23 protein-coding genes and 1 tRNA gene are annotated in these 26,389 nt (G+C 71.8%); 5 read left to right on the forward strand and 19 right to left on the reverse strand.

Annotated elements, in window-relative coordinates; translation table 11 throughout:
- Window positions 1-21: 21 nt before the first annotated feature.
- The 4 genes from QWJ90_RS02420 to QWJ90_RS02435 form a co-directional block, all read right to left on the reverse strand.
- Window positions 22-1,038: an ABC transporter substrate-binding protein gene (locus QWJ90_RS02420; protein ID WP_290105998.1), complete on the reverse strand. Its 1,017-nt coding sequence runs from the start codon at window positions 1,036-1,038 to the stop codon at window positions 22-24.
- 90 nt (window positions 1,039-1,128) lie between these two features.
- Window positions 1,129-2,085 carry a CPBP family intramembrane glutamic endopeptidase gene (locus tag QWJ90_RS02425; RefSeq protein WP_290105999.1) on the reverse strand — a complete coding sequence of 319 codons (957 nt, stop codon included), beginning with the start codon at window positions 2,083-2,085 and terminating at the stop codon, window positions 1,129-1,131.
- Entirely contained in the window at window positions 2,082-3,110 is a 1,029-nt protein-coding gene (locus QWJ90_RS02430) for a DUF1648 domain-containing protein (RefSeq protein WP_290106000.1), read from the reverse strand. The genes QWJ90_RS02425 and QWJ90_RS02430 overlap by 4 nt, the downstream gene beginning before the upstream one ends.
- A 48-nt stretch (window positions 3,111-3,158) precedes the next feature.
- On the reverse strand, window positions 3,159-3,509 hold the full coding sequence (locus QWJ90_RS02435) for a GntR family transcriptional regulator (protein ID WP_290106001.1): 351 nt from the start codon (window positions 3,507-3,509) through the stop codon (window positions 3,159-3,161).
- Window positions 3,510-3,584: 75 nt separating this feature from the next.
- Here QWJ90_RS02435 and QWJ90_RS02440 point away from each other — a divergent pair, with 75 nt between their 5' ends.
- Complete coding sequence (locus QWJ90_RS02440) at window positions 3,585-4,829, forward strand: APC family permease (RefSeq protein WP_290106002.1); 1,245 nt, start codon at window positions 3,585-3,587, stop codon at window positions 4,827-4,829.
- 240 nt (window positions 4,830-5,069) lie between these two features.
- On the opposite strand, the gene hisS is transcribed toward QWJ90_RS02440, so the two are convergent.
- The 7 genes from hisS to QWJ90_RS02475 all read right to left on the reverse strand — a co-directional run bounded on the left by hisS (window position 5,070) and on the right by QWJ90_RS02475 (window position 14,365).
- Window positions 5,070-6,338, reverse strand: coding sequence for a histidine--tRNA ligase (hisS, locus tag QWJ90_RS02445; RefSeq protein ID WP_436836685.1), 1,269 nt, complete (start codon window positions 6,336-6,338; stop codon window positions 5,070-5,072).
- Between the two features lie 44 nt (window positions 6,339-6,382).
- Complete coding sequence (locus QWJ90_RS02450) at window positions 6,383-7,045, reverse strand: MazG family protein (RefSeq protein WP_290106349.1); 663 nt, start codon at window positions 7,043-7,045, stop codon at window positions 6,383-6,385.
- A gap of 75 nt (window positions 7,046-7,120) precedes the next feature.
- Window positions 7,121-8,281, reverse strand: a complete 1,161-nt coding sequence (gene nhaA, locus QWJ90_RS02455) for a Na+/H+ antiporter NhaA (protein WP_354670411.1) — start codon at window positions 8,279-8,281, stop codon at window positions 7,121-7,123.
- Window positions 8,278-11,916 (reverse strand): transcription-repair coupling factor, encoded by a 3,639-nt coding sequence (gene mfd / locus QWJ90_RS02460; RefSeq protein WP_290106004.1) that lies wholly within the window; start codon window positions 11,914-11,916, stop codon window positions 8,278-8,280. The genes nhaA and mfd overlap by 4 nt, the downstream gene beginning before the upstream one ends.
- Before the next feature lie 25 nt (window positions 11,917-11,941).
- Window positions 11,942-12,526, reverse strand: coding sequence for an aminoacyl-tRNA hydrolase (pth, locus tag QWJ90_RS02465; protein ID WP_290106005.1), 585 nt, complete (start codon window positions 12,524-12,526; stop codon window positions 11,942-11,944).
- Between the two features lie 70 nt (window positions 12,527-12,596).
- Window positions 12,597-13,181, reverse strand: a complete 585-nt coding sequence (locus QWJ90_RS02470) for a 50S ribosomal protein L25/general stress protein Ctc (RefSeq protein WP_290106006.1) — start codon at window positions 13,179-13,181, stop codon at window positions 12,597-12,599.
- Window positions 13,182-13,387: 206 nt separating this feature from the next.
- Window positions 13,388-14,365 (reverse strand): alpha/beta hydrolase, encoded by a 978-nt coding sequence (locus tag QWJ90_RS02475; RefSeq protein WP_290106007.1) that lies wholly within the window; start codon window positions 14,363-14,365, stop codon window positions 13,388-13,390.
- A gap of 115 nt (window positions 14,366-14,480) precedes the next feature.
- Here QWJ90_RS02475 and QWJ90_RS02480 point away from each other — a divergent pair, with 115 nt between their 5' ends.
- On the forward strand, window positions 14,481-14,603 hold the full coding sequence (locus tag QWJ90_RS02480; protein WP_290106008.1) for a hypothetical protein: 123 nt from the start codon (window positions 14,481-14,483) through the stop codon (window positions 14,601-14,603).
- Window positions 14,604-14,705: 102 nt separating this feature from the next.
- Window positions 14,706-16,169, forward strand: a complete 1,464-nt coding sequence (gene gndA, locus QWJ90_RS02485) for an NADP-dependent phosphogluconate dehydrogenase (protein ID WP_290106009.1) — start codon at window positions 14,706-14,708, stop codon at window positions 16,167-16,169.
- Between the two features lie 79 nt (window positions 16,170-16,248).
- Here gndA and QWJ90_RS02490 read toward each other — a convergent pair whose 3' ends face one another.
- Together QWJ90_RS02490 and QWJ90_RS02495 are read right to left on the reverse strand one after the other, a co-directional pair.
- A complete protein-coding gene (locus QWJ90_RS02490) occupies window positions 16,249-17,724 on the reverse strand; it encodes a sensor histidine kinase (RefSeq protein ID WP_354670412.1) in 1,476 nt (491 codons plus the stop codon).
- Window positions 17,721-18,461, reverse strand: coding sequence for a response regulator transcription factor (locus QWJ90_RS02495; protein WP_290106010.1), 741 nt, complete (start codon window positions 18,459-18,461; stop codon window positions 17,721-17,723). Before QWJ90_RS02495 ends, QWJ90_RS02490 begins: the two co-directional genes overlap by 4 nt.
- Before the next feature lie 171 nt (window positions 18,462-18,632).
- Between QWJ90_RS02495 and QWJ90_RS02500 the strand changes: the two genes are divergently transcribed.
- Together QWJ90_RS02500 and QWJ90_RS02505 are read left to right on the forward strand one after the other, a co-directional pair.
- Window positions 18,633-20,072, forward strand: coding sequence for an ABC transporter permease (locus tag QWJ90_RS02500; protein WP_290106011.1), 1,440 nt, complete (start codon window positions 18,633-18,635; stop codon window positions 20,070-20,072).
- 29 nt (window positions 20,073-20,101) lie between these two features.
- Complete coding sequence (locus tag QWJ90_RS02505) at window positions 20,102-20,800, forward strand: ABC transporter ATP-binding protein (protein WP_290106012.1); 699 nt, start codon at window positions 20,102-20,104, stop codon at window positions 20,798-20,800.
- Here the strand turns inward: QWJ90_RS02505 and QWJ90_RS02510 are convergent.
- The 6 genes from QWJ90_RS02510 to QWJ90_RS02535 form a co-directional block, all read right to left on the reverse strand.
- Window positions 20,794-22,332: an FAD-dependent oxidoreductase gene (locus tag QWJ90_RS02510; RefSeq protein ID WP_290106013.1), complete on the reverse strand. Its 1,539-nt coding sequence runs from the start codon at window positions 22,330-22,332 to the stop codon at window positions 20,794-20,796. The two genes, QWJ90_RS02505 and QWJ90_RS02510, sit on opposite strands and share 7 nt — an antisense overlap.
- Window positions 22,329-23,189, reverse strand: a complete 861-nt coding sequence (locus tag QWJ90_RS02515; protein WP_290106014.1) for an FAD:protein FMN transferase — start codon at window positions 23,187-23,189, stop codon at window positions 22,329-22,331. Before QWJ90_RS02515 ends, QWJ90_RS02510 begins: the two co-directional genes overlap by 4 nt.
- Window position 23,190: 1 nt before the next feature.
- Window positions 23,191-23,643: an FMN-binding protein gene (locus QWJ90_RS02520; RefSeq protein ID WP_290106016.1), complete on the reverse strand. Its 453-nt coding sequence runs from the start codon at window positions 23,641-23,643 to the stop codon at window positions 23,191-23,193.
- A 105-nt stretch (window positions 23,644-23,748) separates the two neighbouring features.
- A complete protein-coding gene (locus QWJ90_RS02525) occupies window positions 23,749-24,783 on the reverse strand; it encodes a ribose-phosphate diphosphokinase (protein WP_290106017.1) in 1,035 nt (344 codons plus the stop codon).
- A complete protein-coding gene (glmU, locus tag QWJ90_RS02530) occupies window positions 24,758-26,218 on the reverse strand; it encodes a bifunctional UDP-N-acetylglucosamine diphosphorylase/glucosamine-1-phosphate N-acetyltransferase GlmU (protein ID WP_290106018.1) in 1,461 nt (486 codons plus the stop codon). The genes QWJ90_RS02525 and glmU overlap by 26 nt, the downstream gene beginning before the upstream one ends.
- 31 nt (window positions 26,219-26,249) lie before the next feature.
- Window positions 26,250-26,321: transfer RNA gene (locus QWJ90_RS02535), tRNA-Gln, on the reverse strand.
- Between the last annotated feature and the right edge of the window lie 68 nt (window positions 26,322-26,389).

A 26,389-nucleotide genomic window follows, 5' to 3' on the forward strand; every position in this document is an offset into this window, starting at 1 on the left:
GCGCGCTCCTTCCGCCCGGCCCTACTCGACGGTCTCAGCCTGGTCGAGGATGTCGGCGGGGATCTCCACGCCCATCCGCTCGGCCGCCCCGGGGTTCACGACGTACGTGAACTCCGACGCGGTCTCCACGGGCATGGTGGCGGGGTCGGCGCCGTCCTCGAGGATGCGCAGCGCCATCTCGCCGGTCTGCCGGCCGAGCTCGGTGTAGTCGATGCCGATGGTCGCGATCGCGCCGCTCTCGACGGTGCCGGCCTCGGCGGCGATGACGGGGATCTGGTTCGTCTCGGCGACCTGGACGAGCGAGGCGAGACCCGCGACGACCATGTTGTCGGTGGGGACGTAGATCGCGTCGACCTCGCCGAGCGCCTCGGTGGCCTGCGCGAGATCGTTCGCGGTGGTCACGGTCTGCGTGACGATCTCGAGGTCGAGCCCGGCGGCGACCTCCTCGGCAGCGGCGACCTGCACCTCGGAGTTCACCTCGCCGGAGCTGTAGACGATGCCGACCTTCTTCGCGTCGGGGACGAGCTGCAGCAGCAGCTCGAACTGCTCGTCCATGGGAGCGGCGTCGCTCGTGCCGGTGATGTTGGAGCCGGGCTCCTCGTTCGAGTCGACGAGCTCCGCCGAGACCGCGTCGGTGACGGCGGTGAAGAGCACGGGGGTGTCGAGGATGGCCTGGGCTGCGGCCTGGGCGGCCGGGGTCGCCACGGCGAGCACGAGGTCGAGGTCGCTCGAGGCGAAGTTCTGCGCGATGGTGACCGCGTTCGCCTGCTCGCCCTGCGCGTTCTGCTCGTCGAACTCGACGGTCTCGCCCTCGACGTAGCCGGCGTCGGCGAACGCCTGCTTGAAGCCGTCGGTCGCCGCGTCGAGCGCGGGGTGCTGTACGAGCTGGCTGATGCCCACGGAGAACGACGCAGACTCGCCCTCGCCGCCGTCGGCGTCCGAGCCGCCGTCCGACGAGCAGGCGGCGAGGGTGAGGGCGGCGGTCGCGGCGAGGCCGATCGCGGCAAGGCCGCGACGGGGGAACGAGGAGGAGCGCATGGGGGTGTCCTTCGGGGAGGCGGTCCGGCACAGCGAGGTGCCGGGCGTCGGGAGGGGTCGCGGCGACGCGCCGTCCAGAGCATCGTAACGTCAGCGCGGGCCCAGCACGTTCCGCCGGAACTGCCCGCAGAGCGCCAGCACGGCCACGACGACCGCAAGCACGATCCAGGAGACGACCCCGAGCGGCCCCGCGATCGCGAGATCGACGTCGGCTCCGGCCGCCGCGAACAGCAGCACCGCGGCTCCTCCCGCGTTGAGGGCGCCGTGCCCGATGACGGCTGGCCAGACGGAGCCCGTGCGCAGCCGCGCCCACCCGAAGAGCACGCCCCAGGCGACGCAGCCGGCGGTCATGAGGAGCACTCCGGAGGCGTCGGTGCGCCCGAAGTTGTATCCGAGCAGGATGAGCGGCGCGTGCCACAGTCCCCACAGCGCGCCCGACAGGATGAGCGCCGGCCACACGCCCAGCGGCCGGAGCGCCGGCAGCAGCCACCCGCGCCATCCGATCTCCTCGCCGAACGCGAGGAAGCTGTTGACGAGGGCACCCAGCGGAATGGCCGCGAGCTGCCCGATCACGAGCGCCTGGACGGGCACGAGATCGGGATCGACGCCCGACGCCGCGAGGGAGGTAGCGACCGTCTCGGCGAACCCGGAGAAGCCGACGAGATCCAGCTCGACGAGGCCGAGCGCGCCCGCGAGCAGTGCGACGAGGATGACGAGGATCGGCGGCACGAACACGGCTGCCACCGCGAACCAGATCGTGCGTCGCACCGGACGCAGCGGCCAGATGCCGAGGAAGCGCAGGCGATCGGCCGGCGGCACGCCCAGGACGACGACCACTGCCAGCGTCGCGACGAGCGGCGTGAACATCATGAGCGAGGCCATCGGCGTGAACAGCGGCGACGCCGCGCGGTCGCCGAGCCACAGCGGAAGGGCGACGAGCCACGCCAGTCCGACCGCCGCGACGGCGTAGACGGCGACCCCGCGCCAGGGCACGCGCTCGAGGGGCGGAGCCGGAAGGGCGGGCTTCACGGGTGCGTTCTCGGTCATCGTTCTCCGGTTCTCCTGTCCATCGCCACCAGCAGTCCGGCGGCGGTCCCCGCGTCGTCCACCGTGACGGTGAAGACCTTCCCGTTCGTGCGCGTCACGCGCAGGGCGTCGCCTGCGCGCAGGACAGCGCCCCAGCCGCTTCCCGTGCCGTAGCGCCATCCCCAGCCGCCGTACTCCGCCATCGGGCTCACGAAGACGACCTCCGCCGAGCGGATCTCGGCGCGCGGGATGCGCACGCGCGGCCATCCGACGGGCGCGCGCACCAAGAGCCCCTTTTCGTCGACGCGGACGCGCGCGACGCACCCTGTCCCCACGAGAAAGGACACGACGATCAGCGACCCGAAGGTGATCCAGGTGCCGGCAGATGGTGCGCCGAGGTGCGCCACGTCGAGGGCGAGGGTGACGATCCCGACGACGAGGACGATGCCGAGCAGCGCGCCGAGCACGATCCAGCCCGACCGTGCCATCGTCACCGTGCGCAGCCACACCGCCCGCTCTCCGCTCGATAGCGCGACGGGTTCCGGTGCGACAGCCTCGTCCTCGCCGGGGACCTCGATCGACAGCCGCCACGCGATGGCGCCGAGGACGAATCCGAACAGGAACCCCGCCCCCAGCCCCCAGGTCGCCGAGCCCGCATCGCGAGCGTCGTCGAGACCCAGCTGCGCGAAGAAGGTCGACGAGAGCCCGATGCCGAGGAGACCGACCTCCCACCAGATGACGGCGGCGATGAAGCGATACGAGATCGGCCGATTCGGGCTGGCGATGCCCGCAAGCGTGATGCCGGCGATGAGGGCCGTCACCCCGCCGCCGAGCAGCAGGGTCATGAGCGGGAAGGTCCAGGCCGGGCCGAACCCGTCGGGACCGCCGGCGAGGCCCCAGTGGGTAGCCGCAGGGTCGGGCATGGCGGGCAGCAGCACCGTCTGCACGAGCGCGATCAGGGCGAACAGCGCCACCGGGACGTAGAGGCCGACCCAGCGGAAGCGAGCGATCGCCCGGGCCCGGTCGGGCGTCTGGCTGCTGGTCATCAGGTCCTCCTTCGATCGGCGGCGGGAGCCGCGGGGCGGATGCGGCGGTCAGGTGCGGGTCTCGCGGACGACGCCGGCGAGCACCTCGCGAGACACTCCGAGCTTCTCCGCCCGGCGCACCAGGGTGCGGATGTCGTCGTGCAGCGCCGCGAGCGGCGTGGCGGCATCGGTGACCACCGCGCCACGACCGGGGCGCATGTCGACGAGCCCCTCCTCGCGCAGCTGCCGGTAGGCGTGCAGCACGGTGTGCAGGTTCACGCCGAGCGCGGTGGCGACCTCCTTCGCGGCCGGCAGCCGATCTCCCGGCTTCGACCGCTCCGCGACGATGTCGCCGCGGATCGACCCGGCGATCTGCGCGAACACGGGCTCTTCGCGGGTCGGGTCGATGCGGATCAGCACATGGTTATTCTAGCGCAAATAGAACAATATTCGAGCGACTCCGGCGCGCCATCCGACCGCCCTATACTCCGGCCCATGACGACACCAGCGCTCGCGCGCAGACTCGGCCTCGGCGATGCGGTCGCGATCGGCCTCGGCTCCATGATCGGCGCCGGGGTGTTCGTCGTCTTCGGGCCCGCTGCCGGAGCGGCGGGGTCATGGCTCCTGGCCGGACTCGCGATCGCGGCGGCCGTGGCCTTCTGCAACGCGACGTCCTCTGCGCAGCTCGCCGCCGTCCATCCCGTCGCGGGCGGCGCATACGCATACGGCCGAGCGGAGCTGGGCGCGTGGTGGGGGTACCTCGCGGGCTGGTGCTTCGTCATCGGGAAGACAGCGAGCTGCGCGGCGATGGCGCTCGCCTTCGCCGCCTACGTCGCGCCCGCCGGATGGGAGCGCCTCGTCGCCATCCTCGCCGTCGCGCTCCTGGCGGGGGTGAACCTGCTCGGCGTCACGCGCACGGCGCTCGCCACCAGGGTCATCGTCGTGATCGTCCTCGCGTGCCTGGCCGTCGGCATCGCTGGGGGGTTCGCCGCGCCGGCGGCCGCTCCGCTCGCGGCGACCGCGTTCGACGCGTACGGCGTGCTGCAGGCGGCGGGTCTGCTCTTCTTCGCGTTCGCCGGGTACGCCCGCATCGCGACGCTCGGCGAGGAGGTCCGCAACCCGGGTCGCACGATCCCCCGCGCCATCCCGCTGGCGCTCGGTCTCGCGATCGTCGTCTACGCGGTCGTCGGGCTCGCCGTGCTCCACGCGCTGGGCCCCGACGGCGCAGCGCTCTCGGCCGCTCCCCTGGCGGACGCCGTGTCTGCTGCCGGATGGGAATGGGCGGAGCCCGTCGTGCGCGTGGGGGCGGCGGCGGCCGCGCTCGGCGCCCTGCTGGCTCTCATCGCGGGCATCGGCCGCACCGCCCTCGCGATGGCACGGGAGGACGACCTGCCGCGGTTCCTCGCGGCCGTCCACCCGCGGCGTCGCGTGCCGCACCGTGCGGAGATCGCCCTCGCCCTCGCCGTCATCGCGATCATCGCGTTCGCGGACCTGCGCGGCGCGATCGGCTTCTCGTCCTTCGGCGTGCTGCTGTACTACCTCGTGGCGAACCTCGCCGCGTGGCGGCAGGGCGAGGCCGTCCGCCGCTACCCGCGCTGGCTGCAGGTCGTCGGCACGGCCGGCTGCCTCGCGCTGGCCCTTGCCCTGCCGTGGCAGAGCGTCGTGGGCGGCGTCGTCGTCGTGGCCGTCGGCGTCGTCTACCGCGCCGTCCGGCTCACGATCGAGCGCCGCGCGCAGTGAGACACGGGGGTCCGGGTCAGCTATGCATGTCTCAGTTCACGCGGGTTCAGCTGCCGGATAGCCGCGCGAAGTGAGACACGAGAGTCCAGCTCAGCCAGGCATGTCTCAGTTCACGCGGGTTCAGCTGCCGGATAGCCGCGCGCAGTGAGACACGAGCGTCTGGTGGAGGGCGGGACGGCGGGCGACTGAGCCGCAGCCGCCAGCCGCAGCCGCCAGCGCGCAGCCGCCCGCGCGCAACCGTCAGCTCAGCGGCTTCAGCTCGAGGTCGTCGCGCTGCGCGCCCGCGGACACGGTCGCGAACGCGGTGTACCCGTCGGTCGTCGCTCGCTCGAGCAGCCCCTTGAGGTTCTTCGTCCGGCGCTCGAGACGCACGCGCGAGCCCTCGGCGATGAGCGCGGCCTTGAGCGCGAGGAGCTCGGCCGCGGGCACGTCGCGGTCGTGCACGAGGACGACCGCCTCGGCGGCGGACGCCTCGGCGAGCGCGACGAGATCCACGATGCGCTCGAAGCCGATCGAGAAGCCGACGGCCGGCACATCCTGGCCGAGGAAGCGGCCGATCATCCCGTCGTAGCGCCCGCCGCCGCCCAGGGAGTACGACACCGACGGGTGCGCGATCTCGAAGATGGTGCCGGTGTAGTACCCCATGCCGCGGACGAGAAACGGGTCGAACTGCAGCGGCAGCTCCCCGCCGACCGGGTCAGCCCCGCGCGCGGCGCCCACGGCCTCGCCGATGCCGACGAGGTGCGCGACGATCTCGTCGGCGACGCCCTCGGGCAGCGCCTTGCGGATCTGTCCCTCGCCGAACGGCAGGAACTCCAGCGTCTGCGGACGGGTGAGGAACGCCTCCAGCGCGTCGACGGCGCTCGCGGTCGCCTCGCGTCCACGGAGCTCGGCCACGACGCCCTCGGCGCCGACCTTGTCGAGCTTGTCGATCGTGATGAGCACGCCGGGCCGCTCGTCGACGGGGAAGCCGAAGAGGTCGAGCATGGCGTCCAGCGCCCGCCGGTCGTTGATGCGCACCGTGGCGCCCTCGAGCCCGAGCGCGTCGAGGGCGTCGAGCGTCGCGGCGATGAGCTCCGTCTCCGCGCGCGCGCTGGCGTCGCCGATGATGTCGATGTCGCACTGCACGAACTGGCGGTAGCGCCCCTTCTGCGGGCGCTCGGCGCGCCACACCGGCGCGATCTGCACGGACCGGAAGACGGCGGGGAGCTCGCCCCGGTGGCTTGCGTAGAAGCGTGCGAGCGGCACCGTGAGGTCATAGCGGAGCCCCAGGTCGCTCAGCTGCGCCTGGTCATCTGCGGCCGCGCGCACGGCGTCGGCGTCGAGCCCGCGACGCAGGACGTTGAAGGCCAGCTTCTCGTTGTCGCCGCCGACGCCCGCATGCAGGCGGTCGTACTCCTCCATGACGGGCGTCTCGATCTCGTCGAACCCATGGGCGCGGTAGCGCTCGCGGATCACGGCGAGCACGCGCTCGCGACGGGCCTTGTCAGCGGGGAGGAAGTCGCGCATGCCGCGCGGCGGGTTCACGGAAGCCATAGCGCTCCCATTCTCCCCTATCGTCCGAACGGGTCCGGCTCGGCGTGCTGCTCGGCGTCGCGGATGTCCGTCTCGAGTGCGCGCACCGCGCTGCGGAGCGCGCGCTCGGCGTCCCACCCCTTGGCCCGGGCGACGGCGACGAGGCCGAGGAGGGTCTCCCCCAGCTCCTCCTCGCTCTCCGGCAGCACGTCGGGGTCGTCGGCGGCGATGGCCTCGGCAGCCGCCACCGCCTCGACGAGCTCGAGTCCGACGCCGACCTGCGCGCCCTTGCCCAGCACCTTCTGCGCGAGGGCGAGCGACGGCATGGCATGCGACACCCCGTCCAGCACGCTCGTGCGCTGGCGCTTCTCGGCGGCCTTCGCCGCGTTCCACAGCTCGAGCACCCGCTCCGGCGTCTCCGCGGTCTCGCCGGCGAAGACGTGCGGATGGCGGCGCGTCATCTTCTCGGCGAGGTCGCGGGCCACGTCGTCGACGTCGAACGGGTCGGCGTCGTCGTGCGCGGCGATCTCGGCGTGGAAGAGAACCTGCCACAGCAGGTCGCCCAGCTCCTCGCGGAGCCCCGCCCGGTCGCCGTTCTCCACGGCGTCGACGAGCTCGGCGGACTCCTCCACGAGGTACGGCACGAGCTCCTCGTGCGTCATCGCCCGCGTCCACACGCAGCGCTCGTGCACCTGCCGCATGACGTCGGCCGCGCGCTTCAGCTCATCCCCGGGATCGCTCACGCCACCATCCTGCCCCACCGCCGCGGAGCGGGCTCAGCCGCGCTCGGCGGCGGCGAGCCGCCGGTAGTGCCGTGCGCGGAGCGAGACGAGCACGGCCGACAGCGCGAGCGCGATCGTCGACCCGCCCAGCACGCCGAGCGTCGCCTCGTCGCGGAGCGTTCCGTCGTCGGCGAACGCGAGGGACGACAGCAGCAGCGACACCGTGAACCCGATGCCGCCGAGGGCGCCGGCGGCGATGAGATCGGACAGGCGGATCTCCGGCGGCGTGCCCTTCGGCCGCACGGCCATGGCGATGCTGCCGAACAGGGTGATCCCGATGATCTTGCCCACCGGGAGGGCGATGAGAATGGCCCAGAGCGCCGGCGAGAGCTCGCTCGGCGACACCTGCGGGATGACCACGAGCGCGGAGAAGAACGCGAAGACCGGGAGGATGAGGCCGTTGATCCACGGCTCCAGGACGTGCCGTGCCCGCATGCCCTCCCCCTGCCGGATGGCGAGGCCGAGGAGCACGCCGGCGATCGTCGCGTGGATGCCGGAGCTGTAGACGAACGCCCACGCCACCAGGGCGAGGACGATCATGAGCGGCACCAGCACGACGCGGTTCCCCTCGGACACGAGGCGGCTGAGGAGGGCGAACACCGCGATGAGCACGACGCCGACGACCAGGCTCGCCAGGTCGACGTCGGTGGCGAACAGCACCGCGATGAAGACGATGCCGACGATGTCGTCGATGATGGCGAGCGCGAGGAGGAACACCCGCACCTTCGATGGCAGTCCCTTGCCGAACATCGCCAGCACGCCCAGCGCGAAGGCGATGTCGGTGGCGGTCGGGATGGGCCATCCGTCGCGGGTCGCCGGGTCCCACGCGACGACCAGGTAGATCCCGATCGGCACGAGCACGCCGCCCGCGGCGCCGATGGCGGGTTTCAGCGCCTTGCCGAGCGAGTTCAGCTGGCCCCGGGTGAGCTCGAACTGCAGCTCCACGGCGACGCCGAAGAAGAACACCGCGAGGAGGAGGTCGGCCACCCAGTGCGCGATGGAGAGGTCGAGGGGCGTGCCGGGGACGGCCAGCTCGATATGGCTGAAGTCGAGGACCGCCCCGCCGACCGGGCTGTTCGCCACGACGAGGCCGAGCACGGCCGCGCCGAGAAGGAGGAAGGCGGGGAAGCGCTCGGCGCGCAGGAGCCTGATCACGCGTCCTCCTTCTCGGCGGGCGCGTCGTCCCGCTTGGGCAGGGGGAAGAGCGCGTCCAGCAGCTGGGCGACCCACGCGATGAGGTCGGCGTCGCCGAGCGGCTCGCCGTCGGCCTGCGGCAGCGGCACCACCATCGCCTCGCCGCCGCTGAGGATCTTCGCACCCGGGTGCAGGCGCTGCAGGCGCACCTTCATGGAATCGGGAAGGTGCGCGGGCGCGACGCGGAGGTTGCGGCCCATCGCCACGACGTCGGCGAGCCCGGCCTGCGCGGCACGGCGCCGCAGCCGCGCGACCGCGACGAGGCCGTCGACCTCCGCCGGCGGCGTGCCGTAGCGGTCGACGAGCTCCTCGATCACCTGGTCGATCGCGTCGTCCTTCGCGGTGGCCGAGGCCGCCGCCGAGAGCTTCTGGTACGCCTCGAGGCGCAGCCGCTCGCTGTCGATGTACGACTCGGGCAGGCGCGCCTCGACGGGCAGCTCGAGCCGCAGCTCCGTGGGACCCTCGCTCTCCTCGCCGCGGAAGGCCGACACGGCCTCGCCGATCATGCGCAGGTAGAGGTCGAAGCCGACGCCGGCGATGTGCCCGGCCTGCTCGGCGCCGAGGAGGTTGCCCGCCCCGCGCAGCTCGAGGTCCTTCATCGCGACCTGGATGCCGCTGCCGAGGTCGTTGTGCACGGCGATGGTCTCGAGGCGGTCCGCGGCCGTCTCCGACAGCGGCTTGTGCTCGTCGTACACGAGGTACGCGTACGCGCGCTCTCGCCCCCGGCCGACGCGGCCGCGCAGCTGATGCAGTTGCGCGAGGCCGTACTTGTCAGCGCGGTCGATGATGATCGTGTTCGCGTTGGCGATGTCGATGCCGGTCTCGATGATCGTCGTGCAGACGAGCACGTCGAACTTCCGCTCCCAGAAGTCGTCGACGACCTGCTCGAGCTGCTTCTCGCTCATCTTGCCGTGCGCGACGGCAATGCGCGCGTCTGGCACGAGCTCGGCGAGGTGCGCGGCGACCTTCTGGATGGTCGTCACGCGGTTGTGCACGAAGAACACCTGTCCCTCGCGCAGCATCTCCCGGCGGATGGCGGCGGCGATCTGCTTGTCGTTGTGCGGTCCGACGTACGACAGGATCGGATGGCGGTCCTCGGGTGGCGTCGCCAGGGTCGACATCTCGCGGATGCCGGTGACGGCCATCTCGAGGGTGCGCGGGATGGGCGTGGCGCTCATCGCGAGGATGTCGACGTTGGTCTTCAGCTTCTTCAGCGCGTCCTTGTGCTCGACTCCGAAGCGCTGCTCCTCGTCGACGATGAGGAGGCCGAGGTCCTTGAAGACGACCTGCTCGGTGAGGATGCGGTGGGTTCCGATGACCATGTCGACGGAGCCGTCGGCGAGCCCCTGCAGGGTCTGTCTGGCCTCTTTGTCGGACTGGAAGCGCGACAGGGCGCGGACCTGCACCGGGAAGCCGGCGAAGCGGTCCTGGAACGTCTCGAGGTGCTGCTTGACGAGCAGGGTCGTCGGCACGAGCATCGCGACCTGCTTCCCGTCCTGGATGGCCTTGAAGGCGGCGCGCACGGCAACCTCGGTCTTGCCGAAGCCGACGTCGCCCGAGAGCAGGCGATCCATGGGGACCGGGCGCTCCATGTCGCGCTTGACCTCCTCGATCGTCTGCAGCTGATCGGCGGTCTCGGCGAACGGGAAGGCCTCCTCCAGCTCGCGCTGCCACGGCGTATCCGGGCCGAACGCGTAGCCCTTCGCCGCCATGCGCGCGGAGTACAGCTTCACGAGCTCGACGGCGATGTCGCGGACCGCGCGCCGGGCGCGGCTCTTCGCCTGCGCCCAGTCGCTGCCGCCCATCTTCGACAGCGTCGGGGCCTCGCCGCCGACGTACTTGGAGAGGAGGTCGAGCTGATCCGTCGGCACGTAGAGCTTGTCGCCGGGGTAGCCGCGCTTGGACGGCGCATACTCGAGCACCAGGTAGTCGCGCTTGGTCTTGGTCGCGTTCCGTCCCCCGATCGACACCTCGCGCTGGGTCATCTCGACGAACCGGCCGATGCCGTGGGTCGCGTGCACCACGATCTCGCCCGGCTTCAGCTGCATGGGGTCGACGACGTTCTTCCGTCGCGATGCGAGCTTCTTGACCGTGCGGGTGTCGCCGCCGATGGTGCGGCCGTAGAACTCGTTCTCGGTGAAGACGGCGAGCCGGGCGCCCTCGACGGCGAACCCGCGCTCGATCGCGGCCTGCACGAGCGTCGCGACGCCGGCCTCCGGCTCCTGGGCGAGATCGTCGACGATGCGCGCGGCGAGACCTCGCTCGGAGAGCACATCGCGTGCGCGCTCCACGAGACCCGTGCCCGATGCCGCAACGATCACGCGCCATCCGTCGTGCAGCAGCCCGCCGATGTGCTCGGTGGCCCCCTCGACGTTGCCCTGGAAGGTGGGCGCGGCGCTCGCGCGCACGCGCAGCGCACCGGCCTCGTCGGGCATAGCGTCGAGCGTCTCGTCGTCGTCGAGCGCGGCGAGCTCGGCCGCGATGTCCGCGGCGCCCGAGTCGAACGGGCTGAGCGTCCACCAGACGCCGGCCGCCTCCCGCACCTCGTCGCGCAGCTGCCCGAGGGTCAGGAAATCCCCGGATTCGAGGTTGATCGGCGCGCTGCCCCCACTCGTCGCGGCGTTCCACGCGGCCTCGAGGAACTCGCGGTTCGTCTCCCCCAGGGTGATCGAGCGCGACACCGCGCGCTCGGGGTCGACGAGGGCCACGGCGGCGCCCCGCGGCAGGTACGACGGCAGCGCCACGAGCGGGCCAGCGAGCACGGGCATGAGCGACTCCATGCCCTCGACGGGAATGCCCTCGCCCATCCGCTCGAGCATCTGCGCGATGCCGGGGTACTCGTGCTGCAGCTCGCGCGCCCGCTGCCGCACGTCGGGGGTGAGGAGCAGCTCGCGACTGGGCACGAGCGACACCTCTCGCACCTCGCCCGGCAGTGAGCGCTGATCGGCCACCGAGAACGCACGGATCTGGTCCACCTCGTCGCCGAAGAACTCGACGCGGTACGGGTGGTCGGCCACCGGCGGGAAGACGTCGAGGATGCCGCCGCGCACCGCGAACTCGCCGCGGCGCGACACCATGTCCACGCGGTGATAGGCGAGCTCGACGAGGCGCTCCACGACGCTCTCGAGCTCGTCGCCGCGCGCGCCCACGCGCAGCTCGACCGGGTGCACATCGCCGAGTCCGGGCGCGATCGGCTGGATGGCGGCTCGGATCGACGCGGTGATCACGAGCGGCGTCTCCCGGTCCGCCGCGGCGGTCACGCGGCGCAGCGTCTCCAGCCGCCGGCCGACGGTCTCCGGACTCGGGCTCAGCCGCTCATGCGGCAGCGTCTCCCACGCCGGGAAATCGCGCACCTCCGCGCCCGGGATCACCGACGCGAGCGCCGCTCCGAGAGCCTCGGCACGGCGGCCGGTGGGCGCGAGGGCGAGCAGGACGGGAGCGTGGCCTGCCGCGCGCCGACGCTCGAGCAGCGCGGCGAGCATGGGAGCGGCCAGCCCGTCCACGAGCGAGAGGTCGGCGTCCACGGCGGCCGCGGCGAGCGCGTCGCGGAAGGACCCGTCCTGTTCCAGAGCGTCTACGATCCCCTGAACAGTCACCGCAGAAGTCTACTTGCCGCTGTCCTCACGGGCGCGGCGCATGGAAGCGCTGCTGGGCTGCGACGAGCCCCTCGTCGGCGAGGTGCTCGACCGCGTCGGCCGCGTCGCCCACCAGGATGGGCAGCGTCTTGCGCTCCGTCGCGCCGAAGGCGTCGAGCACCCAGTCCGCCGGGTCCTGTCGTCCGGGCGGGCGCCCGATCCCCACGCGCACGCGGGCGAAGTCGGGCGTGCCGAGCGCCTTCGCGACGTCGCGGACGCCGTTGTGACCGCCGTGCCCGCCGCCGGTCTTCAGCTTGATCGTGTCGAAGGGGATGTCGAGCTCGTCGTGCACGACGACGACGCGGTCGGCGCCGAGGCCGTAGAACCTGGCGAGGTTCGCAGCCGGCCCGCCGGAGACGTTCATGAAGGTGCTCGGCTTCGCGAGGATGAGCTTGGCCGCGCCCGGGCGGAGCCAGGCCTCCGCGACGCGGGCGTTCGCCTTGTGCTGGCGGAACGCCGCGGAGCGACGCGAGGCGAGCTCGTCGACGACCATCTGCCCGACGTTGTGCCGGGTCTGCTCGTAGCGGGGACCGGGGTTTCCCAGCCCGATGATCAGCCAGGTGTCGGCCATCCTCTTCCTCCTGGAGACGACACGAGGGGACGCGACCAGGTCGCGTCCCCTCGTGTGAAGTGAACCGGTGTTACTCGGCGGCTGCGGCGGCGTCGGCCGCGTCGTCCTCGGCGGAGCCGCGCGGCGTGAGGATGCCCACGATCTGCAGGTCCGCGTCGTCGGCGAGCACGGCGCCGGCGGGGAGGGCGATCTCGCCGGCGGTGATGACGGTGCCGTCCTGGAGGCCCTCGACCGAGACCTCGACGTGCTCGGGGATCTCGGTCGCCGAGACCTCGAGCTTCAGGGTCGTGGTCTCGAGGTTCACGATCGTGCCGGGGAACGACTCGCCGGTCACGGTCACCGGGATCTCGACCGAGATCTTCTCGCCCTGCTTCACGACGAGGAGGTCGATGTGCTCGATGATCTGACGCACCGGGTCGCGCTGGACGTCCTTGACGACGGCGAGCTCGGCGCGGCCCTCGATGTCGAGCTGGAAGAGCGCGTTGGCGTGACGGACGATGAGCGCGGTCTCGTGACCGGGCAGCGCCACGTGCACGGGCTCCGTGCCGTGCCCGTACAGGACGGCGGGGATCTTGCCGGCGGCGCGGAGGCGGCGGGCGAAGCCCTTGCCGAACTCGGTGCGGATCTCAGCCGCGAGCTTGTTCTGGTCAGCCATGTGTCTGCTCCTTGTGGGACACGCGGCCGAGCGGAGCCGCATGAAGTTCTGGTGGGGAACCCTCGGCTCGAACGCTGCGCGTGAGGAGGGCATGGGGCCCGCATCACCGCGTCGATCACGGATGCCGCCGCGCGCACGCGGCAGATTCCCTCGCCGAGGTCGTCGTCAATGCTACCTCACGGCACCCGCGGGTCCGTCCGGGGCGCTCAGGCGGCGACGAAGCCGCTGACCCATCGGTCGAGGCGCGCGTACGCCTCCTCCCGGGCGTCGTGCCGGGAGAGGAAGACATCGTGAAGGGCTCCGTCGATCCGCTCCACGGTGACGCTCGGCCCCAGACGCAGCGCGGCACGCGCGATGTCGTCGACGACGAGCACCGAGTCCACGCGCGTCAGCTCCTCCGACCAGCGGGTGGGCGGCGCGCTGCGCGCCGACAGCAGCACGCACACCGGCGCCGGGATCGCCAGCCCCTGCGCGACGTGCGCGTGCCCCTCGAGAACGGCGTTCAGCCATCCGGCGTGCACGGGCATCGTCTGGTCCGGGCGCCATCGCTCGTCGATCGTCACCGGGTCGTCCGGGTCGGCCGCCTCGGCCTGGGCGCGGGCGTAGAACCCGAGGTCGACCTGGGGAGCCGCATCCATCGGACGCCAGCGTGCCTGGATCTGCACGACGGGAGCGATCGCGGGGCGCACGCCGCTCAGCTGGAACTCCAGCCAGGGGCTGTTGAGGATGACCGCGGCGGCGGCCCTCGGATGCCGCGATGCCCACAGGCTGAGGGTGAGCCCGCCCGTCGAGTGCCCGAGCAGCACGAGGCTCCGCGCGGGCTCCATGGCCGCGCGCGCGGCGGCGATGTCCTCGTCGTAGTCGGCGAGATCGGTGATGTAGCCGGGTGTCTGCCCCGGGCGGAGGCTGCGGCCGTACTTGCGGAGGTCCAGCGCATAGAAGCGGGCGCCGCGGTGAGCGAAGAACGACGCGAGCCGCTTCTGAAAGAAGTAGTCCGACCATCCGTGCACATAGAGCACGTCGACGCCGTCAAGCGGAAGAGCCGGGCGCAGGAACCCGCGGCGCGGCGGGAGGTGACGGACCAGGGTGGCGACGACCTCGCCCTCGTCGTCGGGGGCGAGCGGCAGCGTGAGCTGCTCGAAGCCCTCCCCCAGGACATCCGGTGACCAGATCCGCGCCGGCATGGCTTGAGGCTATCCGAGCCGCCGGAACCGGCGGGACTACGATGGAGACGGCGCGACGGCGCCGCCTCCCGTCTTGCGGACAGCTCGGCTGCCCGCCCAGCAGAAGGAGTCCGACATGGACGGCGCATTCCTCTCCCACGTCATCGCCTGGGGCATCGGCGGCATGACCGCCCTCGGCGCGGTGCTCATCACGGGCGCCCTGTTCTCGCTCGGCCGCCGCGGCGCCTACCGCAAGTGAGCACGGCCGCCCGGCGGAGCGCGCTCCGTCACGGCGGCGCACACCGCGCCCCGGCCCGCTAGCCTGGGCGCGTACGACCGTTCCTCGTATCAAGGAGACCGCGTGACTGACGCTTCCACCACCCCCGCCCGTGCGAACATCGGGGTCGTGGGCCTCGCCGTGATGGGTTCGAACCTCGCTCGCAACCTCGCCAGCCGCGAGGGCAACACGGTGGCGATCTTCAACCGCTCCCGCGAGAAGACCGACACCCTCGTCGCCGAGCACCCCGAGGCGGAGTTCATCCCCGCGTTCTCGTACGAGGAGTTCGCCGCGTCGCTGTCGAAGCCGCGCACCGCGATCATCATGGTCAAGGCCGGCCGCCCCACCGACGCCGTCATCGATTCCCTCGTGGAGGTCTTCGAGCCCGGCGACATCATCGTCGACGGCGGCAACGCCTACTTCCCCGACACCATCCGCCGCGAGAAGGCCGTCCGCGAGACCGGCATCAACTTCGTCGGCGCCGGCATCTCCGGCGGCGAGGAGGGCGCCCTCCACGGCCCCTCGATCATGCCGGGCGGGTCGGACGAGTCCTGGGTGACCCTGGGCCCCATCCTGAAGTCGATCGCCGCGGTCGCCGAGGGCGAGCCGTGCGTCACGCACATCGGCCACGACGGCGCCGGCCACTTCGTGAAGATGGTGCACAACGGCATCGAGTACGCCGACATGCAGCTCATCGCCGAGGCGTACGACCTCATCCGCCGCGGCACCGGCAAGAGCCCTGCCGAGATCGCCGACGTGTTCGCCGACTGGAACACCGGGGAGCTGGATTCGTACCTCATCGAGATCACCGCCGAGGTGCTCCGCCAGAACGACGCCGAGACCGGCCAGCCGCTCGTGGACGTCATCCTCGACCAGGCCGGCGCCAAGGGCACCGGCGCGTGGACCGTGCAGACCGCCCTCGCCCTCGGCGTGCCCGTCTCCGGGATCGCCGAGGCCACCTTCGCCCGGTCGCTGTCGTCGCACCCCGAGCAGCGCGCGCTCGCGTCGGCGCTTCCCGGTCCCGAGGAGGAGTTCCACGTCGACGACGCGGACGCGTTCATCGAGGACGTCCGCCAGGCGCTGTTCGCATCGAAGATCATCGCCTACTCGCAGGGCTTCGACGAGATCCGCGCGGGAGCGGCCGAGTACGGCTGGTCCATCGACCTCGGCGCCGTGTCGAAGATCTGGCGCGCGGGCTGCATCATCCGCGCGCAGTTCCTCAACCGCATCGCCGACGCCTACGACGAGCAGCCCGACCTGGCCGTCCTCGCCACCGCGCCGTACTTCGCCGAGGCGCTCACCCGCGGACAGGCCGCGTGGCGTCGCGTGGTCGTCGCCGCGACCCAGGCCGGCATCCCCAGCCCCGCGTTCTCGTCGTCGCTGGCGTACTACGACGGCCTCCGCGCCGAGCGCCTCCCCGCCGCGCTCATCCAGGGTCAGCGCGACTTCTTCGGCGCGCACACCTACAAGCGCATCGACAAGGAAGGCACGTTCCACACGCTCTGGTCCGCCGACCGCAGCGAGATCGAAGCCGAAGACACGCACTGACGCCGCACGCGAAGAGCCGGCCCGGGTCCCGGGCCGGCTCTTTCCGTCTCCCTCGCCGCCTTGCGCGCGCGAGCCGGGTTCAGGACGCGGGCCGGGCCGGAAGACGCACCTCGAATGTCGTGTCGCCGGGCGCGCTGTGCACGGAGATCTCGCCGTGGTGCGCTTCCACGATGGCCTTCGCGATGGAGAGCCCGAGGCCCGTGCCGCCCGTGCGGCGGGCGCGGGAGCGGTCACCCCGCACGAACCGCGTGAAGAGCTCGCGCTGCAGGTCGGCGTCGATCCCGGGGCCATCGTCGTGCACGGTCAGCACCGCACGGGTCGCGCCGCCCTCGCCCTCCAGCCGCAGGCCGAGCTCGACGTGCGTGCCCTCGGGCGTGTGCGTGCGCGCATTCGCGAGCAGGTTCGCGATCACCTGCGTGAGGCGCCCGCGGTCGCCGGCGATCACGACCGGCTCCTCCGGCACGTCGACCGACCACGCGTGATCCGGGCCCGCCGCCTGCTGATCCGCCAGCGCCTCGACCGCCAGCTGCGTCAGATCCACCGCGCCGAGCACGATCTCCTGCCCCTCGTCGAGGCGCGCGAGCAGGAGGAGGTCCTCGACGAGCGAAGTCATCCGGATGGACTGCGCCTGGATCCGCTCCAGCGCCTGCTCGGTGTTGTCGCTCAGCGACGGGTCCCGCAGCGATAGCTCCGAGTAGCCGCGGATGGACGCGAGCGGCGTCCGCAGCTCATGGCTGGCGTCGGCGACGAACCGCCGCATGAGCTCCTCGTTCCGCTGCCGCGCGTGCAGGGACGACTCGACGTGATCGAGCAGCGTGTTCAGCGCCGCGCCCACCTGGCCGATCTCGTTGCGCGGGTCGGCCTCCGCCTCTGGCACCCGTTCGTCGATCGACACGGCGCCCTGATCCAACGGCTGCTGCGCCACTCGCGTCGCGGTCTCCGCGACAGCGCGCAGCGGACGCAGTCCAGCCCGGATGACGAGCGTCGTCGCGATGCCGAGGAGGAGCATCCCCCCGATCGTCGCGAAGATGATGGTGCGCCACAGCCGGCCGATCGTCGCCTGGACTTCCGCGGTCGGCAGCCCCATGATCGCCGTGGTTCCCTCGCCCACGTCGATCACGCGGTACGATCCGAGCCCCTCGATGACGATCGTGTGGGCGCCGCCGGGGCCGGCGGCATCGGCCAGGGCGTCCTGCACCTGCGCTTCGTCGAGCTCCACGACGACCCTGTCCTCGTCGACCACCGCGCCCGTGGTCTCTCCCGTCGAGGGGGACTCGTAGACGAAGAGGAACCCGGGGTCGATCGGCTTCCGATCCAGGGCGAGGGCCGCCGACTCCGGTGCGGTCATGCTGCGGTTGATCATCTCCACGACGTCCCTCGCCGACGAGCTCACCCGCTCATTCAGCTGCTCCTCGAGCACGTTGCTGATGACGGCACTCGTGAGGGTCGTGATGATGACGAGCACGACCGACACGATCGCGACGATCGTCACCATCAGCCGGGTCTCGAAGCTCAGGCGTCGCCGCCGCCCTGTGCGAGCGGCGCCATCCGTCACTGCGGCGCCTTAATCATGTACCCCGAGCCTCGCACGGTGTGGATGAGCGCCTCGCGCCCCGCGTCGATCTTCTTGCGCAGGTATGAGATGTAGAGCTCGACGACGCTCGACCGGCCGCCGAAGTCGTAATGCCACACGCGGTCGAGAATCTGCGCCTTCGACAGCACGCGACGCGGGTTGCGCATGAGGAAGCGCAGCAGCTCGAACTCGGTGGCCGTCAGCTCGATGGGCGTGCCGCCGCGTTCCACCTCGTGGCTGTCCTCGTTGAGGGTGAGGTCGGCGACACGCAGGATGGGCTCGACGTCCGCGGCGAGCGCGGTGCCCGAGCGCCGCATCAGCGCACGAAGGCGAGCGACGACCTCCTCGAGGCTGAACGGCTTGGTGACGTAGTCGTCGCCGCCGGCGGTAAGCCCGGCGACGCGGTCGCCCACGGAGTCCTTCGCGGTGAGGAAGAGCACCGGCACGTCGTCGCCGTTCTGGCGCAGCCGCTGCAGCACGCCCATCCCGTCGAGGTCCGGCATCATGACGTCGAGGACGAGCGCGTCCGGGTCGAACTCGCGTGCCGCCTGCAGCGCCTCGAAGCCGCTGCCGGCCGCGCGCACCTCCCAGCCCTCCATGCGCAGCGCCATCGACAGCAGGTCGGTGAGCATCTGCTCGTCGTCGACCACGAGCACCCGGACAGGGCTGCCGTCGGGACGGGTCAGGGCGGGAGCGGGCACGCGGGCGGTGGTGGTCATGCGTCCATTGTGCGCCGGTTCCTATGGGCCTGCTATGGCATCGGCTATGCGTGGGCTGTGAGTGCCGAGCCTGCCCTCATAGCTCGCTCATCAGTTTCCCATGCCGGGCTCATACTTCGGCTCCTTACCGTCGACGCGGGCCGCTCGTGGGCAGCGGCGGAAGGAACACCCATGTACAGAACGTACCTGCGACGCGAACTCGCGGGCCGCAAGCGGCAGACCATGATCGTCGCCGCCGGCCTGGCGATCGCGATCGCCCTCGTGATCATCGTCAGCGCCCTGGCAGCCGGAGTCCGCGACGCGCAGAACCAGGCTCTCGCGTCGGTCTACGGCGTCGGCACCGATCTCACGGTGACCGGCGCGGTCGCGGAGCCCGGGGAGCGCGGCGGTCAGCGCTTCGAGTTCGGCGCCGAAGACGGCACCACCGGGGACGACGGCTCGACCCAGGTCAGCCAGTCGCGCCTGTCCACCGAGCCCGGTCGCTCCACGCTCGAGGCATCGACCGTGCAGACCGCCAGCGCGGCGGACGGGGTCGCGGCGGCATCGGGTGCGCTCGCCCTCCAGAACACCACCTTCGGCGGCGAGCTGCCGTCCGCGCCGACCGAGCAGTCGACGCAGCAGCAGACGCCGCCCGAGGGCGGGGCTCCCGGCGGCAGGTTCGGCGGCGGATCATTCAATCTCGACTCGATCAGCGTGCTCGGCGTGGATGCCGATGCGGTGACGGTGGGACCGCTGTCCTCCGCGACCGTCTCCGACGGGCGGTCGCTCGCCGACTCCGACGCCGGCGCCTTCGTCGCCGTGGTGGACGAGACCTACGCGACGACGAACGAGCTCGCGGTCGGCGACTCCGTGGAGCTCGGCGGGCAGGAGTTCGAGATCGTCGGCGTGGTGGCCTCAGCCTCCGCGTCGGCCGACACCGCCGCCGACGTCTTCATCCCCCTCGATGTGGCGCAGGAGCTCTCGGGTGCGGGCGACGTCGTGTCGACGGTGTACGTGCAGGCCGCGTCCGCTGGCGACATCACCGCGGTGCAGGCGGACCTCACCTCCGAGCTCCCCGACGCGACGGTGAGCTCGCAGTCGGATCTCGCCGCCACGGTGTCGGGCTCCCTCTCGAGCGCATCCGGCCTGATCACGAGCCTCGGCACGTGGCTGTCGGTCATCGTGCTCGCCGTCGCCGTGGTGCTGGCGGTGCTTTTCACGATCTCCGGCGTCTCGCGTCGGACCCGCGAGTTCGGCACGCTGAAGGCGATCGGATGGACGAACGGACGTGTCGTGCGACAGGTCGCCGGGGAGTCGCTCGTGCAGGGCGCGCTCGGCGGCGTCATCGGCGTGGTCCTCGGCGTCGTGGGCGCGCTCATCATCGACGCGGTGCACCCGACGGTCGCCGCCGGCGCCTCGGACACAGCCAGCGGGATGGGCGGCATGGGCCCGGGCGGCCCGGCCGGCCTCGATATGACCACGAGCGAGATCGTCCTGTCGGCACCGTTGGATGTCGGCATCATCGCCCTCGCCGTCGTGCTCGCCGTTGCCGGCGGTCTGATCGCGGGAGCGATCGGCGGCTGGCGCGCCGCACGGCTCAGCCCCGCCGAGGCGCTGCGATCCGTCGCCTGACCCCCACCGACGACATCAAGGAGAACGACATGACCATCCTCTATTCCCTCACCGCTGTCGAGAAGACCTATCGCGGGCGTGAACGCGAGGTGCGCGCGCTTCGCGGCGTCGACCTCGAGATCGAGCAGGGCGACTTCGTGACGATTCAGGGGCCCACCGGCGGCGGCAAGTCCACGCTGCTGCAGCTGCTCGGCGCCCTGGACACGCCCACCGGCGGGTCGGTGTCGCTCGCCGGCTCCGAGCTCGGAAGCGCGAGCGCGAAGCAGCTGGGCGCCCTGCGCGCGAGCGAGATCGGCTTCGTGTTCCAGGGCTTCAACCTCATCCCCACCCTCTCGGCGCGGGAGAACGTCTCCATGGGCCTCGAGCCGCTCGCCCTGGCCCGCGCTGACCGGGAAGCGCGCGTGCAGGAGGCGCTCGCGCACGTGGGGCTCGCCGACCGAGCCGATCACCGCCCCGCCGAGCTCTCCGGCGGTCAGCAGCAGCGCGTCGCCATCGCCCGCGCCATCGCCAAGCGCCCGCGCGTGCTGCTCGCGGACGAGCCGACCGGCAACCTCGACGAGCGCACACGGGACGAGATCATGAACCTCCTCGAGCGCCTCAACGCCGACGGGCTCACCCTCGTCCTCGTCACCCATGACTCCGCCGTCGCCCGGCGAGCCAGGCGGCGGCTGCGCCTCGACCACGGCACGGTGCAGGACATCACCGTCAGCGCCACCTCGCGTCAGTAGCCCGCGAACGCGTCGGTGCGGAGCGAGCGGGCGGTGCGGAGCGCCGGCGCGAGATCGGCGATGAGCGCTCGCGGACCCGACACGTGCGCGCGTCGCGACGCGAGATCCGGCACCGCGCGAGCGAGGCCATCCGCCGTCAGCCGCTCGCCGCCGGCCCACGTCCAGTGCCTCGGCAGCCCCTCCGGCGCGTCGGGCGTGAAGACGAGGGTCGGGACGTCGGCCTCCTCGATCTCATCGCGGTACGCCAGGTCCGCCGCGCTCCCGGCGACGTAGACGAGCACCACGTCGCGCCGCTCGCCCCGCAGGCGCAGATCGCGCAGCTGCGAGACGAAGGGCGTCACGCCGATCCCCGCCGCGACGAGGAGGAGCGGCTGCGGCGACCGCGGCAGCGCGAAGTCGCCCCACACGCCGGTCGCGACGAGCACATCGCCGGGCCGCGCCACAGCGAGCGCGCGCTTGTAGGTGGAGACCGCCGCGGCGCGGCTCTCGCGATAGGCGATCCGGACTGTCGGCAGGTCGGCAGGGGCCGAGACGATCGAGAACTCGCGCCGTGTCCCGCGCGCATCGGGGCGCGGGTGCGGCGCCTCGAGCTCGAGGTACTGACCGGGCGTGAAGCGGATGGCCCGGTCGGCCGTGAAGGTCAGCTCGCGAATGGCCGGGGTCGGCTGACCGCGACGGACGAGCGTCAGCCGCAGGGTGCCGCGCATCGCGAAGGCGAAGGCGAGGAGGTTGCCGATGAGCAGCGCGCGCTCCTGCCCGAGGGTGATCGCACCGAGCGGGATGGGCCACCCCGCGAGCACGCCGACGACGGCCGCGACCATGAGCTGCTGCCACCGCCGCGGCGGCAGCGTCAGGGGCTCGGTGAGCATGAACGCCGCGAGGAAGAGGAACGGCGACTGCACCACGACCGCGGCGACGAGGGTCTCCAGCGGCAGGGACAGCCCGGCCACCACCAGCTGTGTGACGGTCCGGACGCCGGCGACGACGATCGCCACGACGAGGAACAGACCCGCCACGCGCAGCTTCTCCGTGCGCCAGAGGACGAGGAGGCCCAGCACGAGGAGCGGCGCGAAGAGCACGGGCGTCCCCACCCACCACGCGGAGCCGCCGGGGGTCGACAGCGTCGCCACCGTCGCGCCGACCGCGGCGGGGTTGAGGATGTGCCGACCGCGCCATGCGAGCAGGTACTTCGACGCGGCGGCGACTGCCGCGGCGATCGCGACGCCGACGAGAACGGACGCGTCGAGGCCCGGACGGATGACGAAGAGCAGGATGGCCGAGGTGATGAGCGTCGACTCAGGTCGCCACGGGCGTCGGATGACGCGGTGCCCGATGACATCGACCGCCGCGCCGACGACGACCAGCACGGCCGCGGTCGCGAGGAGCTCGGACGGCGTCGGCAGCACGAGGCCGGCGAACGACAGCGCGAACGCGATGACGGCCAGCAGCGCGAGGGCGAGCAGCACGAGCCGGTACATCGAGAGGCGTCCGATCAGCCGCAGGCCGCGTCGATGCAGGGTGGTCAAGGTCATCGGAACAGCTCCGCCTCTCCCCGCTCGAGGCGGGATCCCAGCGACCACTCGGCGCGGCCATCCGTCAGCATGCGCACCCAGTGGACGTCGTGCCCGCGGGCGAACCGCTCGCCGCCCTCGAAGAACAGCGCGGTCGCCGCCGCGTCGGCCAGCATCGCCGTGCGGGCCAGGGCCCAGGTGGCGACCACCGTGCGGATAGGCTCGCCTGTCCGCGCATCCAGCACGTGGTGCAGGCCGTCACCCCACGCGCGCCGGTTCGCCGACGACGCGCACAGCGCCTCGTCCGTCACGGTCACGACGCCGATCGCGCGACGCGCGTCATACGGATGCTCGAGGGCGATGCGCTGCGGGGCGCCCCGGACGAGGATGTCGCCGCTCGCGTCGACGGTCGTCGCCTCGGGCAGCAGGGACGCGACGCGATCCACGAGCCGGCCCTTGCCGAGGGCGCCGACGTCGATGACGCCCGGCCCGTCGAGGGCGAGGCGTCCGCCGGTCCACCGCAGGCGGGTCGTCCAGTCCTGCGGCGCGGACACCGGTCCCTCGGCCTTCAGACGGTACGCCGCGTCGTACCCGAGGCGCTCGAGCGATGCCCCGACGAGCGGATTCACCGCTCCTCCGGTCTCGCGGCACAGCTCGGCGTACAGGTCGAGCATGGGCGCTGCGTCCTCCGGCGCCGGCACATCGCCGCCCTCCCGCGCGAGCGTCGTGACGAGCGAGTCGGATCGGAAGCGCGACCAGGCGATGTCGAACGTCTCGACCTCGCGCGCGACCGCCGCCCGCGCCACGTCGTCCAGCGGAGCGGGCGTCTCGATCTCCCACGTCGTGCCGATGGCGTCGAACCGCCACACGGCCGGCATGTCAGACCGCCGCGTCCTGCTTGATCTGATCGATCGCCACGTTGAAGCCGCCGCTCGTGAGCGAGGACCCTGCGACGCGGCTCACCGACAGCTCGTCGATGTCGACCCCGACGACCTCGTCGGCGATGCCGTCGATGAACTGCGACTGGTACTGCTCCGACTCGCGCTCCTGGGGGTTACCGGTCACCTCGACATCGGTGACGACGTCGTCCTCGAGCGTGACCGTGACGGTGATGCTCTCTACCGACTCCGGCGTCTGGTACGTGCCCTCGGCGGTGTAGGTGCCGTCGGCGTACGCGGCGCCGGAGGCGCTGCTCTCGCCGGCCGTGCCGCTCGAATCGGCGCCGGACGCCTCGTCGGTCGACGCGCCCACGGTGACCGCGCCGCATCCCGCGAGCGCGGCCATCCCGGCGACGCCCACGAGCGCGGCGCCGCTGCGAATGGATCGGTTCATCTCGGTCCCCTGTTCATCGGTGCCGCGCGTGGGGCGGCGATGAGGCCAGTGTGGGGTCGTTCGACGGCAGGCGGTGCGGAACCGCCTATGCGTGCGCTGTGAGCGTCAGGCTGCGCCGTCGAACATGCTCGTGACGGAGCCGTCGTCGAACACCTCGCGGATGGCCCGGGCCAGGAGCGGCGCGGCCGACAGGACCGTGAGCTTCTCGAAGCGGCGGTCCTGGGGGATCGGCACGGTGTCGGTGACGACGACGCGGTCGACGGCGGCGTCCTGCAGGCGCTCCACGGCGGGGTCGCTGAAGATCGCGTGCGTGGCGCCGACGATGACCTTCTTCGCACCGTTGGCCTTGAGGGCCTGGGCGGCCTTCACGATCGTGCCCGCGGTGTCGATCATGTCGTCGACCAGGAGGCAGGTGCGCCCGTCGACCTGGCCGACGATCTCGTGCACGGAGACCTGGTTGGCGACCTTCGGGTCGCGGCGCTTGTGGATGATCGCGAGCGGCGCATCGAGGCTCTCCGACCACGTGTCGGCCACGCGAACCCGCCCCATGTCGGGCGAGACGACGGTGAGCGTCTCGCGCTCCTCCGCCGTCAGGGTCTCCTTGAAGTGGCCGAGGAGCACCGGCTTCGCGAAGAGGTGATCGACGGGGCCGTCGAAGAAGCCCTGGATCTGCGAGGCGTGCAGATCCACGCTCATGATGCGGTCGGCGCCGGCCGTCGCGATGAGGTCGGTGACGAGGCGTGCCGAGATCGGCTCGCGGCCGCGGCCCTTCTTGTCCTGACGGGAGTAGGGGTAATACGGCACGACCACGGTGACGCGCTTGGCCGACGCGCGCTTGAGCGCGTCGAGCATGATGAGCATCTCCATGAGCTCCTCGTTGACGCTCTGACTGAACGACTGGATGAGGAACACGTCGCTGCCGCGCATCGAGACCTCGAAGCGCGTGTAGATCTCGCCGGAGGCGAAGGTGCGGTGCTCGGTCGGCGCGATGCCGATGCCGAGCTGCTCGCCTACCGCCTGCGCCAGCTCCGGGTGGGAACGGCCCGCGACCACCACCAGTCGCTTCTTCGTCTTGGTGACGACTCCCGGGGCGATGCCCCGTTCGAGGTCGAGGTCAACGGTCTTCCTGGTGCGCGCCATCCGCTGCTTTCTCCGCCGCTCGGGCCCGAGCGACGGCTTCTGCCGCTGCGGTGCCCGCCCTGTTCGTCTCGACCCACCCCGCGATGTTCCGCTGAGGTGCCACGCTCAGAGCGAGGGCGCCTGCCGGCACATCCTTGCGGATGACCGCGCCCGCTCCCGTCTTCGCGCCGTCCCCCAGTGTAACCGGGGCGACGAAGACGTTGTGCGAGCCGGTGTGGACTTCGTCGCCGATCACCGTGCGGTGCTTGGCGATGTCGTCGTAGTTCGCGGTGATCGCACCGGCGCCGAGGTTGACGCCGCGTCCGATCGTCGTGTCGCCGATATAAGAGAGGTGCGGCACCTTGCTGCCCTCGCCCACCGTGGAGTTCTTGACCTCCACGAACGTGCCGACCTTGGCGCCCGTGGCGAGCTCCGCGCCGGGGCGGAGGAACGCGAACGGTCCCACGGTCGCGCCGGCGCCGATCACCGCGAGCGTCGCATCGGTGCGGCGGACGGTCGCGCCCTCCCCCACCTCGCAGTCGACGAGCGACGTGTCGGGGCCGATCGTCGCGCCCTCGGCGACGCTCGTCGCGCCGAGCACGAACGTGCCGGGCAGCACGGTGACGTCGGGGGCGAGCGATGCGGTGTCGTCGATCCAGGTCGTGGTCGGGTCGAGGATGGTCGCACCCTCGAGCTGCCAGCGGCGGATGACGCGTGCGTTGAGGATGGCCGCGGCGTCGGCGAGCTGCGCGCGATCGTTCACGCCGAGCGCGATGCGCGCGTCGGGAGCCTGTGCCGCAGCGACCGGATGGCCGTCCTCGCGAAGCAGGCGGACGACATCCGTCAGGTACATCTCGCCCTGCGCGTTGTCGGTCCCGATGCGCTCGAGCTGGGTGCGCAGCGATGGCGCGCGGAAGACGTACACGCCCGCGTTGATCTCACCGACGGCGGCCTCGTCGTCGGTGGCGTCCTTCTGCTCGACGATGCGCGAGACCGTGCCGTCGGCGTCTCGGATGACGCGCCCGTAGCCGGTGGGGTCGTCGAGCGACGCGGTGAGGAGCGTCGCCTCGGCGCCCGCCGAGCGATGCGTGTCGAGGAGGGAGGCGAGGGTGTCGACGTCGAGCAGCGGGACATCGCCGCTCAGCACGAGCACATCGCCGGCGAAGGACTCCGGCAGCGCCGCCACGGCGATCTGCACCGCGCGGCCGGTGCCGGGGATGTCGTCCTGATCGATCGCCTCGACGCCCGGGAAGTCGTCGATCGCCGCCAGGACGCGGTCGCGCTCATGCCGCACGACGACGCGCGTGATCACGGCGTCCAGCTGCTGCGCGGTGTGCAGCACGTGGCCGACGAGCGGGCGCCCGCCGATCTCGTGCAGCACCTTGGGAAGCTTCGACTTCATGCGCGTCCCCTGGCCTGCCGCCAGGATCACGATCGCGAGTTCGCTCTGTGCCACGTCTGCCTCCGTCACGTCATCGTCCGTCACGCTCCGCCACCAGGATTCGAACCTGGTCCTCACAGCTCCAAAGGCTGTCGTGCTGCCGTTACACCATGGCGGACCACGGCTCTCGGCCGCTCGACAAGTCTGCCATGAGGCGCCGACTCGCTCGATTCCCGCGCGTGGGCG

Source organism: Microbacterium oryzae, from assembly GCF_030406385.1.
Lineage (GTDB): Bacteria > Actinomycetota > Actinomycetes > Actinomycetales > Microbacteriaceae > Microbacterium > Microbacterium oryzae_A.